This is a genomic window from Sinorhizobium sp. 22678 (genome assembly GCF_052044265.1).
Classification (GTDB): domain Bacteria; phylum Pseudomonadota; class Alphaproteobacteria; order Rhizobiales; family Rhizobiaceae; genus Sinorhizobium; species Sinorhizobium meliloti_A.
In genome coordinates, this window is sequence record NZ_JBQEMS010000004.1 from 219088 (window position 1) to 235624 (window position 16537).

Genomic DNA, 16537 nt, shown 5'->3' on the forward strand with positions numbered 1-16537 from the left:
CCGGCACCCATTGCGCCGGGCCGACCCCATTCATGCTGCCTGGAGCAGCCGTGCCTGAGAGGCGCCCCGCATCTTGAAGAAGAGAAAGTCGGCGACGCCCACCATGGCCACGACGATCAGCGCCAGTCCTGCGATCGTCAAGGCCGAATAGGCAGACGCAAGAATGGCCAGGCTTCCGACCTGCCAGAGTATGTCGCCGGCGATGCTGATCCGCGTTGCGAGGGCGCTCGGCCCTTCTTTTCTGGCGGCGGCAAGGTGAAAGGCGCCCCAGACGAGGAGCCCAGCGCCAACCGCCATGATCACCGCAGGCGACAGGGCGGGACTGACGACCGCCGCAAGCGGTGGCGCTGCCGCGAGGAGAGCCGAGCCGGCGATCAGCGAAAAGATGCCGTCGGCGAGAAATGTCTTGTTGAGAAGAGAGCGGGTGGAAAGGTCGAACATATCTGTCTCCATCGGTTGTCGATGGGCAGATGCTGGACCAGAGCGGTCATTAAACCAATTACCTCCGAGGTAATGGATTTTGTGCCGCGTTCGGGCGACGCTGCCCCCGCAACAGGGAAGATAAAGATGGAATTCGGCAGCCGCCTGAAGGAATGGCGAGGACATCGCCGCATGAGCCAACTCGACCTCGCCATGGCGGCGGGCATTTCCGCGCGCCATCTCTCGTTTCTGGAGACGGGCCGCTCCAAGCCGTCCGAGGGAATGATCCTGCGGCTCGCCTCGGTTCTCGACGTCCCCGCGCGTGAACAGGGCACGCTCTTCACCGCGGCGGGCTACCGGCCGCGCGTTGCGGCGCGGCCCGCGACGGGTCTCGATGCAATGCCTCCGGCTGTCGCGCATGCCATCCGGCTGATGCTCGACCGGCACGATCCCTATCCGGGCCTCGTTTTCGACCATCAGTATACGGTGCTGCTGACCAACCCGGCTTTCGACGCGCTTGTCGGTGCCACGGGCGTTCCGTTCAAGCCGGGGGAGAACTTCCTCGACGGCTTTCTCGGTGCGGAGAAGGTCCGCGGTCTCGTGGTCAATTGGGAAGCCGCCGCAGCCGATCTCGTTCAGCGGGTTCGCATGGAGGCGTGGCTGCAGGGGCCGCGCAGCCCATTGCAGCGAAGCCTGGACAGGCTGGTTGCCGACCCGGCGGTGGCAATGGCGATCGAGAACTTCCCGGCGACGGACCGCTTGCCGGTGCTGCCCATCGAACTGCGCGTCGGCGAAGCGTCGCTTAGCTTCATCACGACGCTTTCGACCTTCGGCTCGACTCAGGACGCGCTCGTCGAGGGCGTTCTGATCGAATCCTTCTTTCCGGCCGACGACGCGACCCGGCGCTTCTTCGGGCAGGGCGGGCGCGACGTCCAATAGAGCAATATCGGGAGAGGCGCACACTCTTCCAGAATTGCTCCAGATCGTTTTCACCATTCCACACGGACGGGAAACGATGTAGAAAAACGCGCCTTGCTGCTGATCTTCGCCGCGCTGTCGGCTACAAGTGACGTATGACTTCGTTCTTTGATTCCGAATCTCCCTCCAACGTCGCCGAATATTCGGTGTCGGAACTGTCCGGCTCGATCAAGCGCACGATCGAGCAGACCTTCGAGCATGTCCGGGTGCGGGGCGAGATTTCCGGCTATCGCGGTCCGCATTCGTCGGGCCACGCGTATTTTGCCTTGAAGGACGACCGCGCCCGCATCGACGCGGTCGTCTGGAAGGGCACCTTCGCGCGGCTGAAGTTCCGGCCGGAGGAGGGGATGGAGGTCATCGCGACCGGCCGGGTCACGACTTTCCCCGGCTCGTCCAAGTACCAGATCGTCATCGACTCGCTGGAGCCCGCGGGTGCAGGTGCGCTGATGGCGCTGATCGAGGAACGCAAGCGTAAGCTTGCCGCGGAAGGGCTTTTCGATGCGGGCCGCAAGCGGCCGCTGCCTTTCATGCCGAGGGTCATCGGCGTCGTGACCTCGCCGACCGGGGCTGTGATCCGCGACATCCTGCACCGCATTGCCGACCGTTTCCCAGTCCATGTCATCGTCTGGCCGGTGCGCGTGCAGGGCGACGGCGCCTGCGAGGAGATCGTGGCCGCGATCGAGGGTTTCAACGCGCTGCAGCCGGGCGGCGCCATTCCTCGGCCCGACGTGCTGATCGTCGCGCGCGGCGGCGGCAGCCTCGAGGATCTCTGGTGCTTCAACGACGAGGCCATGGTGCGGGCCGCGGCGGCTTCCGCCATCCCTCTGATCTCGGCCGTCGGTCACGAGACGGACTGGACCCTGATCGACCATGCGGCCGACCAGCGGGCGCCGACGCCGACCGGTGCGGCCGAGATCGCGGTACCGGTGAAGGCCGATCTCGAGGCCCAGCTCGCCGGTCTCGCAGCCCGGCTCAAGGGCGCCGCGGCGCGGCAGATGGACAATCGCCGCCAGACGCTGCGTTCGCTTGCACGGGCGCTGCCCTCGCTCGACCAATTGCTTGCCCTGCCGCGGCGTCGCTTCGACGAGGCGGCCGCCGGACTCGGCCGTGGCCTGCAGATGAACACGGCCAACAAGCGGCGAAGCTTCGAGCGCAATGCGGCCCATCTCCGGCCGGAGCTCCTGACCGCTAGGATCGTCGATCGGCGCCAGCGCGTCTTAGATGCCGTAAACCGGGCCGAGCGCATCGTCGAGCGCAAGCTTCAACGTGGCGCTCAGCGCATTTCGTCCGCCGATGCCTCGCTCCGCGTTCTGCCGTCACGGCTGATCGGCCAGGTTCATCGCGCATCGGATCGCGTCTCCAGCCTGAGCAGGCGTGGGGATGCGGCGATCGCCGCCGATCTGCGCAGGATGAAAAGCGCGCTTTCGGCGCAGGACCGCGTGCTGCAGTCGCTCTCCTATCACAGCGTTCTGCAGCGGGGCTTCGCGCTGGTGCGCGATGCCGCGGGCGAGCCGGTGAAACAGGCAGCTGCCGTGCATCCCGGGATGGCGCTTTCGCTGGAATTCGCCGATGGCCGCGTGGCGGCGGTCGCCGGCGAGGACGGCACTCCGCCGCAGTCACCGAAGAAGCGGCTTGCGCGCTCCGGCGAGCCGACGAATCAGGGCAGCCTCTTCTGATGCATATCCTGATGGTGCTCGCCCATCCGCTAGAAGAGAGCTTCGCTGCGAGTGTCGCGCGCGTGGCCAGGGAGACGCTCGAGGCCAAAGGCCATACGGTCGATCTGCTCGACCTCTATCGCGAAGGCTTCGATCCGCGGCTGACCGTGGCCGAGCGGGGCAGCTATTTCGATGAAGGTTACGACGCCTCCGGGGTATCGCGCTGGATCGATCGGCTGCGGGCTGCGGACGGACTCGTGCTCGTCTTTCCGCAATGGTGGTTCAATTTTCCGGCGATCCTCAAAGGTTTCTTCGATCGCGTCTTTGCGCCCGGGGTCGCTTTCGACCATGATGCGGCGGGCGGCCGTATCATTCCTCGCCTCGGCAACATCAAGCTGTTCTGGGCGCTGACCAGTACCGGATCCCCCTGGTGGGTCGTGCATCTCTACATGGGAAATCCGGTGCGGCGGCTGCTGAAGCGCGGCATCGCCGCCTTCTGCGGCAAGGGGCTGGACTTCCGCATGCTCACTCTGCACGACATGGATCGGGTGACGGAGGCGAAGCGGAAGCGCCATCTCCAGCGTGTGAGGGCTCTGGTGAGCCGGATCTGACCGGCGACCTATTCGAAGACCGCGAGGAATTTCCTGAGCAGCGCGTCCAGAGCCTCCCGTTCGTCGGGTTCTATGCCTGCAACGAGGCGCTGCTGATTGGCGACATGATCAGTGACCGCCGTGTCCACGCGCTTGAGACCCTGCGGTGTCAGGGCGATGAGGACGCCGCGCCGGTCTTCCGGATTGTCCAGGCGTTCGACAAGCCCGGCTTTCTCGAGCTGGTCGATGCGGTTGGTCATCGTGCCGGAGGTGACCATCGTCGTTCCCAACAGATCGCCCGGCGAGAGCCGGAAGGGCGGGCCGGAGCGCCGCAGCGTTGCGAGCACGTCGAAACTCGCCGAGTTCAGGCCGTGTTCGGCAAGGGTGCTTTCCACCTCACGAGCGAGATGGGCCCGGAGCCGCGATAGTCGGCCGAGCAGGCCCATGGCCGTCACATCCAGCTCCGGCCGCTCTCTGCGCCACTGCGCCAGGATTTTGTCTACGTGATCCATATCCGTCTGCATTAGAGTACTTCCAGGAAAAGTGTGTAACGGTTTTCCGTCCGGAAGTGCGTTGGATCAAATCGTTAGAGCATTTCAGTGTTTCTATGAAACGTTGAAATGCTCTAGCGATCGGAGTGAACGCTTCATCCTTTCTGAAGTCGTAGCCACCATGTATCTTGACGTCAAGATAAATTGGATTAGAGTTATCTTGACGTGGAGATTCTTGAGGTGAAGATATGGGCATCCGCAGCTCCGATATTCTGCTTACGGCCATAGCGCCGGCCATATGGGGCAGTACCTATCTGGTCACAACGGAATTTCTGCCGGCGGGTTACCCGGTCACGGTCGCAATGCTCAGGGCGCTTCCGGCAGGGCTGCTGCTGCTGCTTGTCGTCCGGCAAATGCCGACGGGTGTATGGCTGGCGCGTAGTTTCGTGCTCGGCGCGCTCAACTTCTCGTTCTTCCAGACGATGCTTTTCGTTTCCGCCTACCGGCTGCCCGGCGGTGTCGCCGCAACCGTCGGAGCCATTCAGCCGTTGATCGTGATCGTCCTGTCGCGCATCGTTCTCGGCTCGCCCGCCCGTGCCTTGAGCGTCGTTGCCGGCGTTGCCGGCATGGCGGGGGTCGCGCTCCTGGTGCTGACGCCGAAAGCGGCGCTGGATCCGGTGGGCGTCGCGGCTGGCTTGGCAGGCGCCGTCTCCATGGCATTCGGCACGGTGCTGAGCCGATACTGGACGCCGCCGGTCTCGCCGCTCACCTTTACCGCCTGGCAATTGGCGGCTGGCGGACTGCTTCTGGTGCCGGTCGCCTTCCTGCTGGAACCCTCTTTGCCATCGCTCACTGCAGCCAATATTCTGGGCTTTACCTATCTCGGGCTGATCGGCACGGCCTTCACCTACCTGCTCTGGTTCCGCGGGTTATCGCGGCTCGAACCCTCCCAGGTTTCGCCGCTCGGCTTCTTGAGCCCGGTCGTCGCGATCCTCATCGGCTGGATCGTACTCGATGAGCAGCTGACGGCGGTGCAGGTGCTCGGGATCGCAACCGTCTTCGCAAGCGTGTGGATGAGCCAGTATGCACAGGCGACGCGCCGCGCGGCATCCGCCCCCTCTCTTCGGGTTTAACCAGAGGACCGACCTTCTCCCCGCAAGCGGAGAGAGCGGATGTCCGCAATGATACGCCGGGTTTGCCGCGCGTCTGCTTCGCGCCGTCCGCAGGAAGAAGGTGCGGCAGGCGGATGAGGGGCACCGCCATGCCGCAAAACGATCAGGCCCACTCGCCCTTGCGCATCACGGGCACACGGGCGCCGTCCGCGCGAACCCCATCGATGTCCACCTCGCCGGAACCGATCATCCAGTCGATATGGATGAGGCTCGAATTGCCGCCCTGGGCGCGGATCTGCTCCTGGCTGAGGCTTGCGCCGTCGAGGAAGCACTTCGAATAGCACTGGCCGAGCGCGATGTGGCAGGAGGCATTCTCGTCGAAGAGGGTGTTGTAGAAGAGGATGCCGCTGGCCGAAATCGGCGAGGAATGGGGCACCAGCGCCACTTCGCCGAGCCGCCGGGCGCCCTCGTCGGTATCGAGCACCTTGTTCAGCACCTCTTCGCCCCGCGAAGCCTTGGCCTCGACGATCCGGCCGGCTTCGAAACGCACCTGAATATTGTCGATCAGCGTGCCCTGGTGGGAGAGCGGTTTGGTGCTCGAAACATGGCCTTCGACGCGCAGCGCGTGCGGCGTCGTAAACACCTCCTCGGTCGGGATGTTCGGATTGCAGGTGATGCCGTTCTTGGCGACCGAGGCGCCGCCGTGCCACTCATGCCCATCGGCGAGTCCGACGGTGAGGTCGGTGCCGGGCCCGGTGAAATGCAGGGCGGCGAAGCGCTCTCCGTTCAGCCAGGCCGAGCGCCGGTGCAGCTCGGCATTATGGTCCTTCCATGCGGCGATCGGATCGTCGACGTCGACCCGCGACGCTGCGAAGATGGCGTTTGCGAGTTTTTCGACGGCGACCGCTTCCGGATCGTCCGGGAACATCTGCTTCGCCCAGGAGGGGTTCGGATAGGAGACGATGTTCCAGTTGATGTCGAAATTGGAGATCTTTTCGAGCGCCGGCTTGTAGGCGATCGAGTTCGCCTTGTTGGCGCGGGCGACCTTCGCCGGGTCCTGAGCCGAAAGCAGCATCGGGTTGTCGCCGGCGATGGCCAGGCGCGCTGCTCCTCCCGCATAGGCTTTGGCCATGCCTTCATAGAGCCAGTCGCTGGCGCGGTCGAAGCTCTCGTCGGGCGCATGGGCGTAGCGGGCGAGCGTCGCTTCCTCGTCGGCGTAGAAGGTCGTCACCAGTCCGGCGCCTGCCATATAGGCGTGCTTGGTGATGAGGCGCACGAGCGGCAGCGCCGCGATCGGCGCGGTCATCACCAGGTCCTGACCCTTCTGCAATTGCAGACCGATTTTGATGGCGACCTCGGCGAGCTTTTCGAGCTTGACGGGATCGATTGGATTCCTCGTGGATTGGAGGGGGGCGTTCATGGCGGCTCCTGCTCGTCTTCTTGCGGATGTCAGCGGTTTTAGACCGGTTCCGCGGAAAACAGAAGGGTTCTTCAGGCCGCCACTCTTCCGGTGTCGAGCAACGCCGCTTGGTGCTGCTCGAGGAACGCCATCAGCCGTTGCGGATAGTCCTCGCCGACTGCGGTTTTCACGCTCGGCCTCCCGGCCAGCGCCTCGCGCCAGGCGGTGACGCGCGGCAGGCCCTTAAAGATGCCGCGGTCGGAGATCTGATCGAACACGTCGAAATAGCGGAAGATCGGCGCGAAAACCGCATCTACGAGGCTGAAGCGGCTGCCTGCAAAATACGGACCCTCGGCGAGCTCCGCCTCCACGGTCGCGAATTTCGCCTGGAGCACCTTGCGCTTGGCCTCCAGTGCCGCGGTGTCCTGCGTTGTTTCGTAGACCCAGAGATCGGCAATGATGGAAGAGCCGAACTCCATCCAGCCGCGATGGCGGGCGCGCAGCAGCGGATCGGCGGGATGAAGCTTCGGTCCGGTCTGCGTCTCCTCCAGATACTCGCAGATGACGCTGCTCTCGAAGAGGATCGCTTCGCTCCCGCTTTGCGGAATGCGCAGCAGCGGCACCTTGCCGAGCGGTGAAATCCTCAGGAACCAGTCCGGCTTGTCGGCGAGATCGATATTGACGCGTTGGAAGGGCACGCCCTTTTCCGCAAGCGCGATCGCGGCGCGTTGCACATAGGGGCAGAGATGGTGGCTGATTAGGGTGAGTTGCGCGGTCATCGGTCGCTCCCGGTTCGATTTAGATGCATCTGCATATAACTTGTCTTGCCAGATGGGTCAAGATAGATGTAACTGCATCTATGAGCATGAAGAAGACGGAACGCAGCGAGCCGACCGAGGCCGCTACCCTTGCATGGATCGGTCTGATGCGGGCACAGCAGCGCCTGCTATCCGCCATCGAAAAGGATTTCAAGGAGGCGGCCCTGCCGCCGCTGGCCTGGTACGACGTGCTGTGGGAACTGGTGAAGGCGGATGGCGGGAGGCTGCGCCCCTTCGAGATCGAGGCGCGCACGCTGCTTGCCCAGTACAACCTTTCGCGCCTGATAGACCGGCTGGAGAGGGAAGGCCTCGTGCAGCGGGAGGCTTTCGACGAGGACGCGCGCGGCTGCTGGGTCGTGGTGACCGAGAAGGGGCGGGACACCCGGAAGCGCATGTGGCGGACTTATGCGCCTTCGATCGCGCGCCATGTCGGCGCGAGACTGAGCGAAGGAGAGGCACGCGAGCTCGCGACGCTGCTTTCGAGACTCGGCTGACGCGCGCCCTTCTTCTGCGCAGAGATCAGGCGATCAAAGGCGCGGCGACTGCCCGCAACACGGCCTGCGCGTCCTTCGGTGCAAGCCGTACCTGCAGACCTCTTTGCCCGCCATTGATGAACACCAGTTCTTCGGCAAGCGCCGCTTCCTCGATTGCGGCCGGAACCGTCTTTCTTTGCCCGAAGGGGCTGATGCCGCCGACGTGATAGCCGGTGAGCCGCTCGGCGTCCGCCGACTTCATCATGCTTGCCGACTTGCCGCCGAAGGCTGCGGCGAGCTTCTTCATGCTCACCTCCCGGTCCGAGGGCACGATGCAGCAGACCGGCTTGCCGTCCACCTCGGCCATCAGCGTCTTCAGCACGCGGGAAGGGTCTTCGCCGAGCGCCTCCGCCGCCTGCAGTCCGACGCGTTCGGCACCGGGATCGTAGTCATAGCTGTGAACGGTGAAGATCACGCCGGCCTTTGCGAGAGCCTGCGTCGCCCGGGTCGTCTTCGACATGGTCTAAGCCCCGAACGCGGCTTCGTAGAGTTCCGGCTTGAAGCCGACCAGCAGCCTGCCCTGGGCCTCGAGCACCGGGCGCTTGATCATCGACGGCTGCTCGAGCATCAGCGCGATCGCCTTGTCGGCCGTCAGGTCCCGCTTGTCGGCCTCATCCAGCTTGCGGAAAGTGGTGCCCGAGCGATTGAGCAGCGTCTCCCAACCGAGTTCGGCGCACCAGCGCTCGAGTCGCGCACGATCGATGCCTTCCGCCTTGTAGTCGTGGAAATCGTAGGAAGTGCCGCGGCTGTCGAGCCAATTCCGCGCCTTCTTCATCGTGTCGCAGTTCTTGATGCCGTAGATCGTAACCGTCATGCCTAATCGTTCCGTTCTTCAAGATGCGGGAGGACATAGCCGGGCGCCGCGCGTCGGAAAAGGCCCGGAGCATAAGACAAGAGATCAGAGACTGGTGAACTTGCCGGCAACCTCGGCGGCTTCCGCCGTCTTGAGCCCGGCGATGTTGATGCGGCCGGATGCCGGCATATAGATGCCGTGCTCGGTCCTCAGCCGCATCACTTCCGCTTCGGAAAGCGGCAGCATGGAAAACATGCCCTCCTGATCGGCGACCGCGCCGAGGCTCTGCCAGCGGGTGCGGAGTCCCTCGGCAAGCGACCGCCGCAGGCCGGTCATCCTGAGCCGCATCGTCTCGAGTTCCTCCGCCCAGCCGCGCCTGAGGTCCGGGTCGTCAAGGATCGTCCGCACCACCGCTGCGCCGTGATCCGGCGGCATGGAATAGCTGGTGCGGGCGAGGCCCGCGAGGTTTGAGCGCACCCTGTCCGCCGACGCAGAAGAGCTGGTCCGCGCGAAGATCGCGCCAGTGCGCTCGCGATAAAGCCCGAAGGACTTCGAGCAGGAAACCGCGACGAGCGCTTCCGCGACGACGCCGAGAAGATGCCTGAGGCCCGCGACATCCTGGTCGAGCCCGCGGCCGAAGCCCTGATAGGCGAGGTCGACGAGCGGCAGCAGGCCGCGCTCGGCGACCAGGGCGGCGATTTCCATCCATTGCGCTTCGCTCAGGACGCCACCGGTCGGGTTGTGGCAGCTTGCATGCAGCAGCACGGCGTCGCCGGGTGCGGCACCTTCCAGCGCGCTCACGAGGTTATCGAAGATTACCGACTGCGACGGAATGTCGAAGAAGTCGTAGGTGGCGATATCGAGCCCGGCCGCCTTGAAGATCGGCGCGTGGTTCGGCCAGCTCGGCAGCCCGAGCCAGATGCCTCGGCCGCCCATGCGCGCAATGAGGTCAGCCGCCAGGCGGAGTGCGCCGGAGCCGCCGGGCGTCTGGACGCCCGCAACGTGGCTCCGCTCGACCGTGTCGCCGCCGACGAGTTCCCATAGCCGATCGAGGAAGACGAGGTCGCCTTCGGGGCCGATATAGGCCTTGCTGTCCTGTGTTTCGAGCAGCCGCCTTTCCGCCGCCTTGACGGCCCGGAAGATCGGCGTGCGTCCGGTCTCGTCGCGATAGACACCAACGCCGAGATCGACCTTTCCGGGGCGCTCATCCTTCCTGAACAGGCCGATCAGGGCCAGCAAGGGATCGTCGGCTTGGCGGGCGAGGGCGTCGAACATCCGGTATTCCTTGTGGAGCAGTGGATCGGATCATAGTCGTTTCCCACAGGCGGAAAGGCAAGCGGTTCCGCACCGCGACTGGTCGAAACGGCGGGTTCAGGCCTCCAGCGTCCCCGGCTTGCGCGCCGCACGCGAAGGCCCGGCGCAGGCGATCTTCATCAGGTCGGACCGGCGGCGGGCGAGACGGGTGGAGACGCGCGTGACGATGAGCCCATCCTGCGGCGCCCGAACCTCGACGGTGCCGCCCGGCACGCCGGGGCGGACCAGGATGGTCGCCAGCAGTTCTCCGGCCTCGACGCTGTCGCCGATATCGCGGTGGAAGAGGACCGCACCGGCCTCCGGTGCGCGGATCATCTCGATATTGTCGAGCGGCACGGCTTTGCCGGCAAAAGCCGGAAGGCCGACGCCGGTGCTCGCAACGACTCCGCGGCCGGCAAGAAAGCGAAACATGCTTTCGGCGTCCTTGCGCGCAATTTCCGGATAGACGTCGCGCGTGCCGCGCAATTCCACGGTCACCGACAGGCGGCCGGGCAGGGCGGTCCTGCGCTCGCCTTCGCTCTCGTGCTTCCATGCATGGGCGACCGCCTCCTCGAAGGCCGAGCTTTGCCCGTCGGAAAGGAACACCGCCTCCATGTCGAGGGCCGCTGCAAGGTCGGCGGCCTCCGGCCAGAATGCCTCGTCGATATAGGCATATTGCAGCCCCTCGTCGTCGCAATGGAGGTCGAGCACCAGATCCGCGCCGAGCGCCATATGAAGAAGGTGCCGCTTCAGCCGATCGACGGCCGAGTAACGGTCCGGCCCTTCAAGCAGACCGTCACGCTCGCCAAGGGAGATCAACGGGAAATCCCGGTTGAAATTGGTGCGGGAGCCCAGATCGAAGCGGCCCTGCAGTTCGCCGAAATGCGACTGCGCCGCGCCGATCGGATTTGCCTGAGGAACGATGGTGATATCCCCGAGAACGGCGCCGTCATTCTCCGCCTGGCGGAGCCGTTCGAGCAGGAAATGAAGAAGTGCCGTTCCCGGCAGCTCGTTGGCATGGAGCGCCGCCTGGATATAGGTCCGCGGCGCTGCGCCGTTTGCCCCCTTGAACCGGAACACCGGCAGCCGCCACTCGATGCCCGGCGTATCGCCGGCGAAGATGATTTCGGAAATGTCCACTCGTTTCGTCCTCAAACTCGAAAACCGGTTATGAGACTTGGCATTGCCGTATTGCAAGCCCGACGACGGCTGTAGACCCTGGCTGCCGCCGATCTCAATCCTCATCGACCGTCGGAAGGTCAAGAGCCGAGCGCAGCACGCCGACGCCGCGCTTGTAGAGCATCGCATATCGCGCCGGCGCCAGCAGATCGGCCCCGGGCGTGAACCCGGGAATGGTCTTGTTGAATGGAATCGCACCGCAACCGGGCGTAAGGCAATCGAGTTTGCCCTTGGGACACTCGTTGAAGCGGCAGAGGCGACCGAGATAGCGATCACTTCCCGGCTCGAACAGGAAGGTATCGACCTTGTTGCCCGGAACACTCATGCCGGCTCCGGATTCGAATGCCTTTCGCAAGGAGCGGGCGCATGCCTTGCTCAGTTCGGTGAGGCGCTCTTGCGTGTCGAGCCAGAGCGCCATGTCGAGATCACTGCATTCGTGCCAGACCTCGATGCCGCTGCTGCGGAAACCCCTGAAGCGAGGGACCTCCTTCCAGAGCGGCTTTGCAACCGAGCCGATGACGGCGATCGCCTGAACTTCAGAGAACCCGGCCCAGGAGCGGGCGACGATGTCCGCCGCCAGGCGGTAATCATGCTGCAGTTTGAGCAGATAGCGGTTTTGACTGTCGATCTCCGAGCGGCGCATGACATCCAGATTAAATTAAAGCCTCACGTGAACAAGGTGGAGGACGGTTTTGATTATTTTTCGCATCGCCGGATGGGCAAAATGACTCCCACTCGATTGTTGATCTCTGACTTAAGTCATTGTTTTTTCCTTGAAAAATTATTTTTTCGCTCTCCGAAATACCGTCATGTGGACCGTCAAAAAACGGCGCTTTTGAAATCATTGGATTTTGGGGTCATTTGCGAAAATCGTGCCTTCGCTTTCGCATAAAGTACCGTCAAGCAAGGCGTATCACACGATTAGCGACGATACCACTGTGCCGCGACCAGACCGTCCACCGACCGCGCGACCTTGCTATACGCCCGAATTCTGGCTATATTACTGGAAATATTGGAGCCAGTCATGGGAAGTTCACAGAAGCGCGCCATCCAGAATTATCGCTCTCGCCTTGGCAAGCGCGGCCTTGCTCGCTTCGAAGTGCTTGGCCGGGACGCTGATCGCGACCTTATCCGATCGCTAGCCAGGCGCCTGTCCGAAGACACGCCCGAGGCCTCAGAGCTTCGCGCCACCGTCAGCAAGTCGATCGCTGGCGATCCGCCAAAACCTGGCGGCATCCTCGCGGCGCTGCGGCGTTCGCCGCTGGTGAACGCGGAACTCGATCTTTCCCGCCCCCGTGAAAATGCGCGCAAGGTCGACCTGTGACGCGCTATCTGCTGGACACCAATATCATCAGCAATGTTGTTAAACCGCAGCCATCGGAGTCGCTTCTGGCGTGGATGTCGAGGCAGCGTGATGAGGACCTGTTCATCGCGTCGCTGACCGTTGCGGAAATTCGACGGAGGATTCTGGAGAAGCCACGAGGCAAGAAGCGCGACGCTCTCGACAGGTGGTTTTCTGGGCCTGAAGGGCCTCAGGCTCTGTTTGCTGGCCGCATCCTGTCGTTCGACGACAAAGCGGGCCTGATCTGGGCGCAGCTAATGGCGGCGGGCAAAGCGGCCGGTAAGCCGCGCGGCGGGCTCGACATGATTATCGCTGCTGTCGCCGGCGCAAACGACTGCGTGGTAGTAACAGATAATGAAAGGGATTTTGCCGGAGTTGAGATCCTCAATCCTATGCGCGGAGCGATCTAATGCAGCGCCGGTCGGACGAATGCGTGGGGGATCTGATGGCTGAAACTCAAATAGAGTGGACGGATTCCACTTGGAACCCTGGCAGGAAGTTCGATCGTCACTGCCGGCTGCACGCACTGCTATGCAATCGAAATGGCCAAACGACCGAACTCCATGATCAGCCGAACCTCTGATTTTCCCGCCTTTTCTACGATATTCTACGCTGTAGCCGCCGATCGCCGCCGTTTCCTCACTCCCACTCGATCGTGCCCGGCGGCTTGGAGGTGACGTCGTAGACGACGCGGTTGATGCCGCGGACCTCGTTGATGATGCGGGTGGCGGCGCGGCCGAGAAATTCCATGTCGTAGTGGTAGAAGTCGGCGGTCATGCCGTCGACGGAGGTGACCGCACGCAGCGCGCAGACGAATTCGTAGGTGCGACCGTCGCCCATGACGCCGACCGTCTGCACGGGAAGCAGCACGGCGAAGGCCTGCCAGATGGCGTCATAGAGGCCCGCCTTGCGGATCTCGTCGAGATAGATCGCGTCCGCTTCGCGCAGGATTTCCAGCTTCTCGCGCGTGATGCCGCCGGGGCAGCGGATCGCGAGGCCGGGGCCGGGGAAGGGATGGCGGCCGATGAAGCTTTCGGGCAGGCCGAGTTCGCGGCCGAGCACGCGGACTTCGTCCTTGAAGAGCTCGCGCAGCGGCTCGACGAGCTGCATGTTCATGCGCTCCGGCAGGCCGCCGACATTGTGATGCGACTTGATCGTCACCGAGGGGCCGCCGGTGAAGGAGACGCTTTCGATGACGTCAGGGTAGAGCGTGCCCTGGGCGAGGAAGTCGGCGCCGCCGAGCTTCTTGGCCTCTTCCTCGAAAACCTCGATGAAGAGACGTCCGATGATCTTGCGCTTCGTTTCCGGGTCGCTGACGCCTTCGAGTTCGCCGATGAAGCGATCGGAGGCGTCGATGTGGAGCAGATGAAGGTTGTAATGCTCCTGGAACATGGCGACGACGTTCGCCGCCTCGTCCTTTCGCATCAGACCATGATCGACGAGGATGCAGGTGAGCTGGTCGCCGACCGCTTCGTGGATAAGGAGGGCCGCAACCGAGGAGTCGACGCCGCCGGAAAGCGCGCAAATAACCTTCTTGTCGCCGACCTGCTTGCGGATAGCCTCGACCGCCTTGGCGCGGTAGGCCGACATGGTCCAGTCCCCCGTAATGCCGGCGACCTTGTGGACGAAGTTGGCGATGAGCTTTGCGCCGTCGGGCGTATGCACGACTTCCGGATGGAACTGGACGGCATAGTATTTGCGCTTTTCGTCGGCGATGAAGGCAAAGGGTGCGTTGGAAGAGGTAGCGACGACTTCGAAGCCGTCGGGCAATGCGGTTACCCGGTCGCCATGCGACATCCACACCTGGTGGCGCGAGCCGAGCGACCAGAGCCCGTCGAAAAGTGCGCAGTCCTTCTCGACTTCCAGGAACGCCCTTCCGAATTCACGGTGATGGCCGCTCTCGACCTTCCCCCCGAGCTGGGCGCACATGGTCTGCTGGCCGTAGCAGATGCCGAAGACCGGCAGGCCGCTGTCGAAAATGACGGAAGGCGCGCGGGGCGAGCCGATGTCGAGGGTCGAAGCCGGGCTGCCGGACAGGATCACCGCCTTCGGCTTCAGCCGGTTGAAGCCTTCCTCGGCCGACTGGAACGGCACGATCTCGCAATAGACGCCGGATTCGCGTACGCGCCGGGCGATGAGCTGCGTCACCTGGCTACCGAAGTCGACGATCAGGACGGTATCGGGATGGGCTGTCTGGGTCATAGCGGGCCTTCAAGCAAGCTTGATCATGGCGAGCCTTTAATGAAAGCCCGCCTTTGGCGCAACGATAACATTGCACCCGGACAATCAGGCGCCCGGGCGGAAGGCTCAGAGCCGGATTTCGCCCGCCTCCAGCGCCGCCTCGAGCCGGTCGATGGTGGCTGCGAGCTTCTCGTCTATCACGTTCAGGTATTCGGTCCAGTCGCCGACATGCTTCAGCTCCGCCTTCCCGTCCGAAATGCCGCGCAGGCCGATGAGCGGCACGCCATACGACTGGCAGGCGCGCAGGATCGCAAAGGTCTCCATCTCGACCATGTCGGCGTCGATCTCGTCATAGGTCCTGCCGGAGACGATGTCGGCGCCGGTCGAGAGCCGTGCCTTCTTCACGCCGGGAATGCTGAGCGGCAGTTTAACGACGGCAGGCAGATCCAGGAAGGGCGTCGCGCCCTTCTCGAAGCCGAGGGGCGAGGCGTCCATGTCGCGGTAGGCGACCGAGACCGCCTGGTAGATTTCGGTCTGTTCGAGCGTCGCGGACCCGGCCGAGCCGAGCGAGACGACGAGGTCCGGCAGGCTGCCTCCGGCGTGGAGCTCCGCAAGCGCCCTGGTCAGGCTGACGGCCGCCTCGACCGGACCGACGCCCGTCATCAGCGGTGCGATCCTGGCACGGAGGGAGGGACCGTACTCGGCGTCCACAGCCATGACATAGAGAATAGTGCGCCCCGCTACCGGCTTGAGTTCGAAGCTCATCCTTCGATCCCCTCGCGTCCGCGCACCACCATCATCGTGCCTGTCATCGAGGCGATGAGCTTGGCCGGTCCGTCGGACCTGACCGCATAGGCCCGCCCGTCCGAGACGATGATCGTCGTGCCGGGCTTTGTCACCTCGCCGCGAAAGAGGAAGCGCTCGCCCCGTCCGGGCGAAAGCAGATTGACCTTGAACTCGATCGTCAGCAGCGATGCGTCGGGGTCGATCACCGAATAGCCGGCATAGGTACCCGCCGCATCGAGCGCGGCGGAAATTACGCCGGCATGCAGAAGGCCGTGCTGCTGCGTCAGCTTGGGATCAAAGGAAAGCTCGATCTCGACGGTCCCCGGTTCGACGCGCGTGAGTTCGGCTCCGATCGTGCGCATCGCGGCCTGCCGTCTGAAGCTTTCCCGGATGCGCTTCCTGAAGTCGTGAGGATCGCTTTCGTCCATGTGTCGGTTTTGCCTTGATTCCCCGGACAACGCCGCCCGGATTTTCCCGGAGACTGGCACGCCGGCTGCGGCCCGGCAAGCTCAATTCATGAGGAAAATCGAACCGTTGAGCAGGGTCGCGAAGGCCACCCATGCAAGGTAGGGCACAAACAGCAGAGCCGAAATCCGGTCCTTGCGCAGGCTTGCGAGGATGAATGCCACGATGGACGCGAACAGGGCGAAGATGACGACCAGCGCGGCAGCGATCTGGTGCAGCCCGAAAAACAGCGGCGACCAGAGAAAGTTCAGGATCATCTGGGTGAGCCACAGCGGCCACAGGACGGAGTGGCCGCGATGATCGAGAAAGCTGCGGGCGCCGGCAATTCCGATCATCACGTAAAGGATCGACCAGGCCGGAGCGAAGACCCAGTCCGGCGGCGTGAAGCTCGGCTTTGCCAGCGACCGATACCATGCGTCGGGGATGTTGATGTAGCCGATGGCGAGGCCGAGGCCGAGAACGGCAATGACGAAGAGGACATGCACCACGGTTCTGTTCATGC

General features: G+C 63.7%; 20 protein-coding genes. 7 read left to right on the forward strand and 13 right to left on the reverse strand.

The annotated features are described in order from the left end of the window. Positions 1-30: 30 nt before the first annotated feature. A complete protein-coding gene (locus ACTJKL_RS08635; protein ID WP_440852689.1) occupies positions 31-441 on the reverse strand; it encodes a hypothetical protein in 411 nt (136 codons plus the stop codon). Between the two features lie 126 nt (positions 442-567). On the opposite strand from ACTJKL_RS08635, the gene ACTJKL_RS08640 reads away from it, so the two are divergent. The 3 genes from ACTJKL_RS08640 (at position 568) to ACTJKL_RS08650 (ending at position 3664) form a co-directional block, all read left to right on the forward strand. Then, positions 568-1359, forward strand: coding sequence for a helix-turn-helix domain-containing protein (locus ACTJKL_RS08640; RefSeq protein ID WP_440852690.1), 792 nt, complete (start codon positions 568-570; stop codon positions 1357-1359). 134 nt (positions 1360-1493) lie between these two features. Next, entirely contained in the window at positions 1494-3074 is a 1581-nt protein-coding gene (gene xseA / locus ACTJKL_RS08645) for an exodeoxyribonuclease VII large subunit (protein ID WP_440852691.1), read from the forward strand. Further along, entirely contained in the window at positions 3074-3664 is a 591-nt protein-coding gene (locus ACTJKL_RS08650) for an NAD(P)H-dependent oxidoreductase (protein WP_411932544.1), read from the forward strand. Before xseA ends, ACTJKL_RS08650 begins: the two co-directional genes overlap by 1 nt. 8 nt (positions 3665-3672) lie before the next feature. On the opposite strand, the gene ACTJKL_RS08655 is transcribed toward ACTJKL_RS08650, so the two are convergent. After that, positions 3673-4167, reverse strand: coding sequence for a MarR family winged helix-turn-helix transcriptional regulator (locus ACTJKL_RS08655; RefSeq protein WP_100669828.1), 495 nt, complete (start codon positions 4165-4167; stop codon positions 3673-3675). 215 nt (positions 4168-4382) lie between these two features. Here ACTJKL_RS08655 and ACTJKL_RS08660 point away from each other — a divergent pair, with 215 nt between their 5' ends. After that, positions 4383-5267: an EamA family transporter gene (locus tag ACTJKL_RS08660; protein WP_100669827.1), complete on the forward strand. Its 885-nt coding sequence runs from the start codon at positions 4383-4385 to the stop codon at positions 5265-5267. Positions 5268-5409: 142 nt separating this feature from the next. Here ACTJKL_RS08660 and ACTJKL_RS08665 read toward each other — a convergent pair whose 3' ends face one another. Both ACTJKL_RS08665 and ACTJKL_RS08670 read right to left on the reverse strand, forming a co-directional pair. Next, positions 5410-6666, reverse strand: a complete 1257-nt coding sequence (locus tag ACTJKL_RS08665; RefSeq protein ID WP_100669826.1) for an aminopeptidase — start codon at positions 6664-6666, stop codon at positions 5410-5412. Between the two features lie 71 nt (positions 6667-6737). Further along, complete coding sequence (locus ACTJKL_RS08670; RefSeq protein WP_440852692.1) at positions 6738-7424, reverse strand: glutathione S-transferase family protein; 687 nt, start codon at positions 7422-7424, stop codon at positions 6738-6740. A gap of 80 nt (positions 7425-7504) precedes the next feature. Here ACTJKL_RS08670 and ACTJKL_RS08675 point away from each other — a divergent pair, with 80 nt between their 5' ends. Further along, a complete protein-coding gene (locus tag ACTJKL_RS08675) occupies positions 7505-7957 on the forward strand; it encodes a MarR family winged helix-turn-helix transcriptional regulator (RefSeq protein WP_440852693.1) in 453 nt (150 codons plus the stop codon). 25 nt (positions 7958-7982) lie between these two features. On the opposite strand, the gene ybaK is transcribed toward ACTJKL_RS08675, so the two are convergent. The 5 genes from ybaK to ACTJKL_RS08700 all read right to left on the reverse strand — a co-directional run bounded on the left by ybaK (position 7983) and on the right by ACTJKL_RS08700 (position 11904). Then, the gene (gene ybaK, locus ACTJKL_RS08680) at positions 7983-8456 is read right to left on the reverse strand and encodes a Cys-tRNA(Pro) deacylase (RefSeq protein ID WP_440852694.1); all 474 of its coding nucleotides are present in this window, start codon (positions 8454-8456) and stop codon (positions 7983-7985) included. Positions 8457-8459: 3 nt separating this feature from the next. Then, the gene (locus ACTJKL_RS08685) at positions 8460-8810 is read right to left on the reverse strand and encodes an ArsC family reductase (protein ID WP_100669823.1); all 351 of its coding nucleotides are present in this window, start codon (positions 8808-8810) and stop codon (positions 8460-8462) included. Positions 8811-8894: 84 nt separating this feature from the next. Then, entirely contained in the window at positions 8895-10064 is a 1170-nt protein-coding gene (gene tatA, locus ACTJKL_RS08690) for a tyrosine aminotransferase (protein ID WP_440852695.1), read from the reverse strand. 96 nt (positions 10065-10160) lie between these two features. After that, complete coding sequence (locus ACTJKL_RS08695) at positions 10161-11222, reverse strand: peptidase M14 (RefSeq protein WP_440852696.1); 1062 nt, start codon at positions 11220-11222, stop codon at positions 10161-10163. 94 nt (positions 11223-11316) lie between these two features. After that, on the reverse strand, positions 11317-11904 hold the full coding sequence (locus ACTJKL_RS08700) for a hypothetical protein (protein ID WP_440852697.1): 588 nt from the start codon (positions 11902-11904) through the stop codon (positions 11317-11319). 381 nt (positions 11905-12285) lie between these two features. On the opposite strand from ACTJKL_RS08700, the gene ACTJKL_RS08705 reads away from it, so the two are divergent. After that, positions 12286-12585: a hypothetical protein gene (locus ACTJKL_RS08705; protein ID WP_275596940.1), complete on the forward strand. Its 300-nt coding sequence runs from the start codon at positions 12286-12288 to the stop codon at positions 12583-12585. Further along, positions 12582-13013 carry a type II toxin-antitoxin system VapC family toxin gene (locus ACTJKL_RS08710; RefSeq protein WP_275596939.1) on the forward strand — a complete coding sequence of 144 codons (432 nt, stop codon included), beginning with the start codon at positions 12582-12584 and terminating at the stop codon, positions 13011-13013. The genes ACTJKL_RS08705 and ACTJKL_RS08710 overlap by 4 nt, the downstream gene beginning before the upstream one ends. Before the next feature lie 229 nt (positions 13014-13242). On the opposite strand, the gene guaA is transcribed toward ACTJKL_RS08710, so the two are convergent. From guaA to ACTJKL_RS08730, 4 genes are all read right to left on the reverse strand, one after another. Further along, the gene (gene guaA / locus ACTJKL_RS08715) at positions 13243-14805 is read right to left on the reverse strand and encodes a glutamine-hydrolyzing GMP synthase (RefSeq protein ID WP_324762739.1); all 1563 of its coding nucleotides are present in this window, start codon (positions 14803-14805) and stop codon (positions 13243-13245) included. Between the two features lie 105 nt (positions 14806-14910). Beyond that, complete coding sequence (locus ACTJKL_RS08720; protein WP_411922698.1) at positions 14911-15549, reverse strand: 5'-methylthioadenosine/S-adenosylhomocysteine nucleosidase; 639 nt, start codon at positions 15547-15549, stop codon at positions 14911-14913. After that, the gene (locus ACTJKL_RS08725) at positions 15546-15998 is read right to left on the reverse strand and encodes a PaaI family thioesterase (protein ID WP_018093923.1); all 453 of its coding nucleotides are present in this window, start codon (positions 15996-15998) and stop codon (positions 15546-15548) included. The genes ACTJKL_RS08720 and ACTJKL_RS08725 overlap by 4 nt, the downstream gene beginning before the upstream one ends. 81 nt (positions 15999-16079) lie before the next feature. Next, a complete protein-coding gene (locus ACTJKL_RS08730; protein WP_440852698.1) occupies positions 16080-16535 on the reverse strand; it encodes a TspO/MBR family protein in 456 nt (151 codons plus the stop codon). Between the last annotated feature and the right edge of the window lie 2 nt (positions 16536-16537).

Coding starts and splice junctions, on each gene's coding strand:
- tatA (WP_440852695.1), bottom strand. CDS start 10,064: ATGTTCGACGCCCTCGCCCGCCAAGCCGACGATCCCTTGCTGGCCCTG.
- ybaK (WP_440852694.1), bottom strand. CDS start 8,456: ATGTCGAAGACGACCCGGGCGACGCAGGCTCTCGCAAAGGCCGGCGTG.
- ACTJKL_RS08725 (WP_018093923.1), bottom strand. CDS start 15,998: ATGGACGAAAGCGATCCTCACGACTTCAGGAAGCGCATCCGGGAAAGC.
- ACTJKL_RS08665 (WP_100669826.1), bottom strand. CDS start 6,666: ATGAACGCCCCCCTCCAATCCACGAGGAATCCAATCGATCCCGTCAAG.
- guaA (WP_324762739.1), bottom strand. CDS start 14,805: ATGACCCAGACAGCCCATCCCGATACCGTCCTGATCGTCGACTTCGGT.
- ACTJKL_RS08670 (WP_440852692.1), bottom strand. CDS start 7,424: ATGACCGCGCAACTCACCCTAATCAGCCACCATCTCTGCCCCTATGTG.
- ACTJKL_RS08650 (WP_411932544.1), top strand. CDS start 3,074: ATGCATATCCTGATGGTGCTCGCCCATCCGCTAGAAGAGAGCTTCGCT.
- xseA (WP_440852691.1), top strand. CDS start 1,494: ATGACTTCGTTCTTTGATTCCGAATCTCCCTCCAACGTCGCCGAATAT.
- ACTJKL_RS08640 (WP_440852690.1), top strand. CDS start 568: ATGGAATTCGGCAGCCGCCTGAAGGAATGGCGAGGACATCGCCGCATG.
- ACTJKL_RS08655 (WP_100669828.1), bottom strand. CDS start 4,167: ATGCAGACGGATATGGATCACGTAGACAAAATCCTGGCGCAGTGGCGC.
- ACTJKL_RS08700 (WP_440852697.1), bottom strand. CDS start 11,904: ATGCGCCGCTCGGAGATCGACAGTCAAAACCGCTATCTGCTCAAACTG.
- ACTJKL_RS08705 (WP_275596940.1), top strand. CDS start 12,286: ATGGGAAGTTCACAGAAGCGCGCCATCCAGAATTATCGCTCTCGCCTT.
- ACTJKL_RS08730 (WP_440852698.1), bottom strand. CDS start 16,535: ATGAACAGAACCGTGGTGCATGTCCTCTTCGTCATTGCCGTTCTCGGC.
- ACTJKL_RS08685 (WP_100669823.1), bottom strand. CDS start 8,810: ATGACGGTTACGATCTACGGCATCAAGAACTGCGACACGATGAAGAAG.
- ACTJKL_RS08635 (WP_440852689.1), bottom strand. CDS start 441: ATGTTCGACCTTTCCACCCGCTCTCTTCTCAACAAGACATTTCTCGCC.
- ACTJKL_RS08660 (WP_100669827.1), top strand. CDS start 4,383: ATGGGCATCCGCAGCTCCGATATTCTGCTTACGGCCATAGCGCCGGCC.
- ACTJKL_RS08675 (WP_440852693.1), top strand. CDS start 7,505: ATGAGCATGAAGAAGACGGAACGCAGCGAGCCGACCGAGGCCGCTACC.
- ACTJKL_RS08720 (WP_411922698.1), bottom strand. CDS start 15,549: ATGAGCTTCGAACTCAAGCCGGTAGCGGGGCGCACTATTCTCTATGTC.